Source organism: Microbulbifer maximicatervae (SeqCode), from assembly GCF_052468095.1.
Genome location: NZ_CP174332.1, coordinates 4,456,999 through 4,465,000 on the forward strand (window position 1 = coordinate 4,456,999; position 8,002 = coordinate 4,465,000).

The 8,002-nt window shown below is 48.9% G+C and carries 5 protein-coding genes and 2 rRNA genes (1 of these 7 cut by a window edge); 1 reads left to right on the forward strand and 6 read right to left on the reverse strand.

Annotated elements, in window-relative coordinates; genetic code table 11:
- Positions 1–5 precede the first annotated feature (5 nt).
- The 4 genes from alr to ACJJIL_RS19865 are packed head-to-tail and all read right to left on the reverse strand — an operon-like array spanning position 6 to position 4,515.
- Complete coding sequence (gene alr / locus ACJJIL_RS19850; protein WP_444895287.1) at positions 6–1,118, reverse strand: alanine racemase; 1,113 nt, start codon at positions 1,116–1,118, stop codon at positions 6–8.
- Between the two features lie 27 nt (positions 1,119–1,145).
- On the reverse strand, positions 1,146–2,336 hold the full coding sequence (locus tag ACJJIL_RS19855; protein WP_445360590.1) for an ABC transporter permease: 1,191 nt from the start codon (positions 2,334–2,336) through the stop codon (positions 1,146–1,148).
- Complete coding sequence (locus tag ACJJIL_RS19860) at positions 2,333–3,070, reverse strand: ABC transporter ATP-binding protein (protein WP_282934411.1); 738 nt, start codon at positions 3,068–3,070, stop codon at positions 2,333–2,335. The genes ACJJIL_RS19855 and ACJJIL_RS19860 overlap by 4 nt, the downstream gene beginning before the upstream one ends.
- Positions 3,067–4,515 carry an alpha/beta fold hydrolase gene (locus tag ACJJIL_RS19865; RefSeq protein ID WP_445360591.1) on the reverse strand — a complete coding sequence of 483 codons (1,449 nt, stop codon included), beginning with the start codon at positions 4,513–4,515 and terminating at the stop codon, positions 3,067–3,069. Before ACJJIL_RS19865 ends, ACJJIL_RS19860 begins: the two co-directional genes overlap by 4 nt.
- A gap of 154 nt (positions 4,516–4,669) precedes the next feature.
- Between ACJJIL_RS19865 and ACJJIL_RS19870 the strand changes: the two genes are divergently transcribed.
- Positions 4,670–5,629, forward strand: a complete 960-nt coding sequence (locus tag ACJJIL_RS19870; protein ID WP_445360592.1) for a hypothetical protein — start codon at positions 4,670–4,672, stop codon at positions 5,627–5,629.
- Between the two features lie 775 nt (positions 5,630–6,404).
- Here the strand turns inward: ACJJIL_RS19870 and rrf are convergent.
- Both rrf and ACJJIL_RS19880 read right to left on the reverse strand, forming a co-directional pair.
- Positions 6,405–6,520: ribosomal RNA gene (gene rrf / locus ACJJIL_RS19875) — 5S ribosomal RNA — on the reverse strand.
- 207 nt (positions 6,521–6,727) lie between these two features.
- Positions 6,728–8,002: ribosomal RNA gene (locus tag ACJJIL_RS19880) — 23S ribosomal RNA — on the reverse strand; it runs 1,607 nt beyond the window's last position.

Consider the following 8,002-nt stretch of genomic DNA (forward strand, 5'->3'; position numbering starts at 1 on the left):
TTTGTTCAACCTTTTACATAATGGCGGCCATAGCGATGCCCGAGGCTCGTCAGGACTTCATAACCGATAGTCCCGGCATACCCAGCGACCTCATCCACCGTAAGCTGGTCATTGAGAATCTCGATCGACTGAAGGGAGTCCCGCTCCTCTTCGCTGAGACCCGAAATATCGAAAGTGGTAGAGTCCATTGATATACGCCCGACAATTGGCAGAGGGCGGCCATGCCCCCATCCGCGCCCCCGCCCCCCTTGGGCTCGTATAATGCCATCGGCATATCCACCCCGAGCTACCGCAAGCCAACTATCTCCGGGAACTTCCTGGGTCGCACCATACCCCACAGACCGGGACTGACTGACATAGCGCTTTTGGACAATTGGCAAACCCAAAGTCACCGTTGGACGCATCGGGTTTTCAGCCTCAGGGACAGGGTTAAGGCCGTATAGTGCGGAGCCCGGTCGGGCAATATCAAAGTGATAGTCCTCACCCAAAAAGATGCCGGATGAGTTCGCAAGGCTGAGCTGAATATCCGGGCACAGTTCCCGCAAGCGATCGCCCGCGGTCTTAAACTCGTTCAACTGAAGCTTGTTATGCGGATGCTGGGGCTGATCTGCACAGGCAAGATGACTGAAGAACATCCGAACATCGGCGGACTCCAAGAGAGGGCGGTCCTTGAGCAGCAATTCGAACTCATCTGGGGTCAATCCCAGCCGAGTCATGCCGGTATCAATTTTTACGGCGCAAGGGGCCTCCAACTGAGCTTTCTCGCAGATTTCAACCCAGCTCTTCAATTGATCCAGAGTAAACAATGTGGGGATCAACCCCGCGCGAGCGCACTCTAGTTCAGCACCAGGCCTGACACCGGTAAAAATGACTATATTCACATCGTTGCCGAGGTCACTGCGCAAGCGCTCCCCCTCGACTTGGGTGGCCACAAAGAAATCGCGGCATCCCTGAGCGTATAGCGCCGGTGCAACATGAGCCATTCCCAAGCCGTAAGCATCCGCTTTAACCACAGCACCGCACCGGGTGCCGGCTTTCAAGCGATTAGCCAGATCCTGATAGTTATCTGCTATAGACCTCAGGTTGATACTTAATAACCCTTCACGAAAGTCACTCATACCAGTACAACTCTCTAAATCAGTAAGCTAGGTAGCTCCGAGCAGACTCTCTCGCTGCAGCGCTCGGGCACCGCCTAATATACACCCAACAACCAACAAAAGGCTGACTAGTGAGCCAGCGATCATCAGAGATATGGAGACCGTATCCCCAACCAGTAGAGCCTTAAACCACTGCTGTTGCGCGACCAGCGGGACCAACTGCCAGGCAGGCTCCTCTAGCTCTATGGATGACATATCCAATATTAACAACATAGTGACAGGTAAAATCTGCAATATACTCAATTGAGTTTGGGCATCTTTAAATGACTGGGAACGCAACGCTAACAATATTTGCAGTACGGCAACCAATAGAGCCAGTGGGAGCAGGGCTAGCGCCATAGCAACCATGCCACTCAGCGTAGTTGCATGTTGTATCCCCATTTCAGCCAAGGGCAAAAATGGAAAAACAGCCATTAGCGAAACTAACGCGAGAATTGAAGATAACCAACTGATACTGGCTACAGCGAGAACCTTGGCCAGGACCACCTGCCAGGCGGCCAGAGGTTGTTGCAGTAATACCTCAAAACTCATTCTCTCCCGCTCACCGGCAGAGGCATCAATGGACGAGGACAGGCAACCTATAAACAGCGTCATTATCAAGAGTGTCGGTATTGAACCAACAATCCAGGCACTGCGGGTAGACGGGGTACTGACATCCCTGACCTGGACTTGCCAGGGTGCTATTGTTTTTAGTGGGACTCCCCTAGCGACCATTCTTTGTTGAACAATGAGCTGTTGTAGCTCACCCAGCTTTTGTTGAACATGACTCGCGCCTTGCCCGCTGAAACGATCGGAGCTATCAACATACAAATAAACCTTGGGGCTGCGGAAATTGCGATAATCGGTAGAAAAACCTTCATCAATTTTCACAACTGCATCGTAACCTTCATCAAGTAAAGCTATCGGGTCCCCTTCTGACAGGCTATCCAGTTCCACCCGCCCTTTACTCAGCTGCTGCTCTAATACTGGTAAATCCTGCCCGCCTAACAACGCTAGCTGAAATGTCCTCTCCCCTTGGGACTTAAACATAAACAGAGTCATCGATGCGATCATTCCGGGAAATGAAATGGCAAACAGCAAAGATAAATACAGTGCTCGCCGGTCACGCCAAACCTCTAAAGACTCCTTCTTCAGAAGAGCAGGCATGGCGGGAGTAAATAATAGGTTTAAAAATTTCATGCCATCACCTCCCCTTTAACCCCGTAAGCCAGAGTGACGAAACTATCTTCCAGGTTTTTACAGCCTGTGCGTTCTACAAGCTCATCGGGGGTACCACTATCGACAATAGCACCGTTAGCCATCACCAATACTCTATCTGACAACTCAGTAACTTCAGCCATAATATGGCTGGAAAATAAAATGGCTACGCCCTCAGAGCGCAACCGCAGAAGTGTTTTCCGCAGCAGTCTCGCTGCAAGGACATCAAGCCCGCGAGTCGGTTCATCGAGTATCAAATGCGTAGGCCGGTGAACTAGTGCCCGCGCCAGCGACACTTTCATTCTCTCCCCCTGGGAAAAGCCTTTTGTCCGACGTTGCCACAAATCTTCTAATTCCAGCTCTTCTCGAACAGAATTCAATGCGCGCTTAAGCTCTGCCCCAAATAATCCCTGCGCACTGGCAAAAAATGATAAGTACTCCGCTACAGTAAGTCGTTCATACAAGCCTTCACGATCGCCGACAACGCCCAATTGCCGCTTTATTTCTAATGGCTTTTCGGCCACATTAAGCCCACTAACAATTACTGTACCTTCATCCGGTTTTACCAACCCCGTTATAATTCTGAGGCATGTAGTTTTACCGGCTCCATTAGCCCCCAGCAAAGCGGTTATTTGGCCATCAGGTATATTGAAATTCAGGTCTTTGAGTACTTTCTTTCCAGAGAATTGCTTGTGAATAGATTTAACAGCAATCATTTGTTATCCCCTTGGCTCGATAGCAACTCACTGGATACCGCTTTATCAATTTCAGGTCCAAAAGCACCCGCCATAAAAGGTGGTCTTTGAATATCCGCAATACAATCACTATCTAAAGAAGCAAGTGGAGATTTTAGAAAATCATCTATTAGCTTTGGTATACAACCGCGCATACTATTGATATGTCCACCACCTGGAACCACTACCTGTTTTAATTCTGAAAGATACCCCAAGCTTTGTTCCGCATAATAATGTGGGGTAATAGGGTCAGCTTCCCCGGAAATAATTAACACAGGATGATTTCTTTCTTCCGGGACTTCGTAAGTGATAGGAGATACGGGCCACACCTTGCAACCCTCAGCAAAAATCTCAAAAAAAGCATCACCTAAAAAGCTATCGCGAATATCTGCAGCCAGCTCTTCCTCTGTAGTGCGATTTAATTCTTCAGCGCAAGCAACTGATAAGGTGAGCCCCATAGACATACTTCCATCATCAGATAAAAGTCCAACCAACCCCGATAGCGGTAAATAATTACCCTCCTCAGCCTGGCTAATAGCGTATGGTAACTGCGCTGCCGTTTCAGGTGCGTAGAGCGCGGTCCTTATCAGGTTTTGTATGAAGCTACGGGGAACACTTGTTTCCATTGTGCGACCAGAATGGGGGTCCGGGAAGTTCGATGCTCTTCCATCCCAGTCCCTAAGCAAGCTATCCAGGTCAGATCTCCAATCGCCAAATTCGGAGCACACCGGATCCTGACTGCAGTCTTTCTCCAATTTTAGCAGCGCCTTTTCAGCAGCTTGCGCAGTAAGAAAAACTTTTGAATCAATCGGGGCTACGGCATCCAGGATCAGGACACTTAAACTTTCGGGATACCATTGCAGGTAAAGAAGCGCGGTGCGAGTTCCCCAAGAACCTCCCCACAAAGCAATTTTTTTATGTCTCAACTGAAGGCGCACTTCCTCCAGATCATCAACCGCTTGACGGCTATGCAGTGTTTTAGCAAAGGAGGAGTTTTCAAGGTAGCAAGTTGAGAATTGATCGGTGACCGCCTCCAGATCCATATGGACTTCTCCGTCGATCCCACAGTCAAATGCAGCCGAGTAACCCGAACCGCGCCTATCGACAAGTACGATCGCCCTACTCTGATTGACTTTATATAAGGCATTTAGAATCGGGGTCAGATAACTCGCTGCCTGACCGGGGCCACCGGCCAGTAAATAAAGTGGCTCCAGTCCAATGTCATTAACTGCTGGGGCTATCATTACCGCTAGATCTACTGCCGCTTCTCCTTCACCAACCGGTATCTTTGTACAGTGCAGAGCATGGCTCCAGCCGTCCAGGTAGCAGGACTCGAAGTTATTTTCTTCTCCGTCTTCTGCAACTGCTGGAGATAGCCATATAAACAAGCTAACCGCGAAGATCGCAAACCTCTGTATCCAAACCACTGCCAACCCCCTATCCAACGAATTTATCCCAACCAGTGTATCGAACTGCTCCTAAGGTGTCGTCATCCAGCAAAAGGCAGATAATTGCATTTGCATTAGCGCCCACCCCTGCACAGTGGTATGGTTTCTTATTTAGTTGCCCATGATTGCACCCATGAGCTTTTCAGACCGAGAAAAACACCTAATCCGAGCCGCCTTTGCCTGGGGCCAAATCACACAACAGGAAGGCTATACACTTTCTGATCTTGAAATTGAAAAATCGGTTCTCTTCCGACGATTACTTGGCGGCCGGCCGCCATTGGCATTCCCGCCACCATTGCGTCACGGATTTCCCTGGTATGACGTTATTGAAGGGCGTAGCGAACACTTAGTGAGTGCATCCGAAGCCTCACCTGAATGCAGCATCATTGCACCGGGCTGTAAGCTCGGGGATACCTGCATTCTTATTGACGGTGCCTTTTGGCGCGTAGTCGAAACTGTTCGCGAGCACGAAGAATATATCGTTGAATGGGGCCAATACCCAATGCAGTGGCGCTTGAAAAAGCATTGGGAAGTAAACTATGAAATGACACAACAGCTTCATAGTTTTCGTAAAGATAACCCCAATGCCGAAGTGAGCTTTGACAACTATTTAAGCCAAAGGGAGTACCGGGAATTTCGCATTGACGATGATCAGACGGTATGGCTCTGTGAATGGCAATTAAGCCGCATCAGTCTCTCTGGTTGGGTTTGGGTTGGGACAATACTACCTGTTCCCGATTATCAGCTCGTTCCAGTGTTCGACGATGATCACGGCCCGGTTATTCTCGGCAAGGATAGTAATTCCAATGGGCAGGCCTGGCTGCGTATTGAAGAGGCCACAGATGAATACCGCTTCGTTAAACTACTGGGAACCTACGACTACCAGTCGCTAATTACTGCGAGTACCACTGAGCTGAAGACCTTTTTACAAGATCTACAGCAAGAAGAGTCAGCAGACATTGAAGTATTGGATTGGCACCAGAACAATGCCACACGACGCTTTGCTCTCCCTGCCGAGCTGGTTCCACTGGAAGACCTCAGTTTGAATGATATGAACTTTGATCTCGTTCCAGATAACGCCTTTGCCTATTAGCTCGCCCAAGCCCCACCTGGTGGGGCTTTTTTTATCCCCAAATTTTTCTTCTCTCGCATACTGGCGTACCAATCAGCCGCAGTAATCCACAGATTTATCGCTCATAACACTGTTAATAACTGATGTCCGTTTTATGGCGCCTTTGTTACCAACAGAAACCATGGATAGAGCTGTGTATAACTCCGGGATATCCCCGGCCAGCCCCGTGGTTGCTTGGCTGCACTCAAGGCGGGTAAAAAAGCAGCACTTTTTGCGCGGATTTCCACAGCCAGGTGTTACTAACAGAAAGTCTGGATAGAGTTGTGTATAACTTTAATAAACGGGCTACAGGCCCCGTGGTTACAGGGGATTACTGCAGAGACTAAAAAATCACCGATATTTTTACCGGCTAAATTTAATTTTTGGCGGGAGTGGTATGGGTACTTTTCTGGTTTTTGCGAGAGTTATTTTGTTGGATTATTTTTTGAGTGAGTGTAAAGGCGTTTGGAGAGAAGATCGGTAAAGAGCTATTTTTATAGGCTTTTTAGGAGAGCGTCTGTTTAAGGTGCTCAAGTAATTTTAGCTTTTTCTTTTTTATTTACTGACTGACTTTTAAATAGAAAGTTGAGCATTAAAGTTTTTCAGGATTACTTTTATTTTTTCTATTTAATTTTTACTAAGTACTTTCTGCTCCCTCTTTCTTCCATTTCTTAGTTTTTTGTTTTTTGCTTCTTTAAAATATTTTTTCAGCCATAAAAAAAGGGCCACCCTATTGGGTGGCCCTTTCGGATTAGAAGCCTGACGATGACCTACTCTCACATGGGGAAGCCCCACACTACCATCGGCGATGTTGCGTTTCACTTCTGAGTTCGGCAAGGGATCAGGTGGTTCCACAACTCTATTGTCGTCAGGCAAACTGGCTTGGGTTGGCGTTGGTCTTATAAGCAAAGTGCTTGGCCTGCCGCGTTATCGCTGTTTGCCTCGGTCATGTTGGTGACCGGCGATAACCCCAAATAAGTCGGTAAAACAATCTGTAGTAATACACCGCAAGCGATCATTGTGTGTCTTTCATTCAACAATCCGCTAGCTTAGCTAGTCGTTAGTAACCATCTCTGTTGTATGGTCAAGCCGCACGGGCAATTAGTACTGGTTAGCTCAACGCCTCACAACGCTTCCACACCCAGCCTATCAACGTGGTAGTCTTCCACGGCCCTTCAGGAGGCTCAAGGCCTCAGGGAGATCTTATCTTGAAGGAGGCTTCCCGCTTAGATGCTTTCAGCGGTTATCCCGTCCGAACATAGCTACCCGGCAATGCCACTGGCGTGACAACCGGAACACCAGAGGTTCGTTCACTCCGGTCCTCTCGTACTAGGAGCAACTCTTCTCAAATCTCCAACGCCCACGGCAGATAGGGACCGAACTGTCTCACGACGTTCTAAACCCAGCTCGCGTACCACTTTAAATGGCGAACAGCCATACCCTTGGGACCGGCTTCAGCCCCAGGATGTGATGAGCCGACATCGAGGTGCCAAACACCGCCGTCGATGTGAACTCTTGGGCGGTATCAGCCTGTTATCCCCGGAGTACCTTTTATCCGTTGAGCGATGGCCCTTCCATACAGAACCACCGGATCACTATGACCTACTTTCGTACCTGCTCGACATGTCTGTCTCGCAGTCAAGCGCACTTATACCATTATGCTCATTGCATGATTTCCGACCATGCTGAGTGCACCTTCGTACTCCTCCGTTACTCTTTGGGAGGAGACCGCCCCAGTCAAACTACCCACCATACACTGTCCTCGATCCGGATAACGGACCAGAGTTAGAACCTCAAACATACCAGGGTGGTATTTCAAGGACGGCTCCACAACAACTAGCGTCATTGCTTCAAAGCCTCCCACCTATCCTACACAAATAGGCTCAAAGTTCAGTGCAAAGCTGTAGTAAAGGTTCACGGGGTCTTTCCGTCTAGCCGCGGGTACACTGCATCTTAACAGCGATTTCAATTTCACTGAGTCTCTGGTGGAGACAGCGTGGCCATCGTTACGCCATTCGTGCAGGTCGGAACTTACCCGACAAGGAATTTCGCTACCTTAGGACCGTTATAGTTACGGCCGCCGTTTACCGGGGCTTCGATCAAGAGCTTCGCCGAAGCTAACCCCATCAATTAACCTTCCGGCACCGGGCAGGCGTCACACCCTATACGTCCTCTTACGAGTTTGCAGAGTGCTATGTTTTTAATAAACAGTCGCAGCCACCTGGTCACTTCGACCGGCCTCAGCTTAGGGAGCAAGTCCCATCACCAAAACCGGCGTACCTTCTCCCGAAGTTACGGTACCATTTTGCCTAGTTCCTTCACCAGAGTTCTCTCAAGCGCCTTGGTATTCTCTAC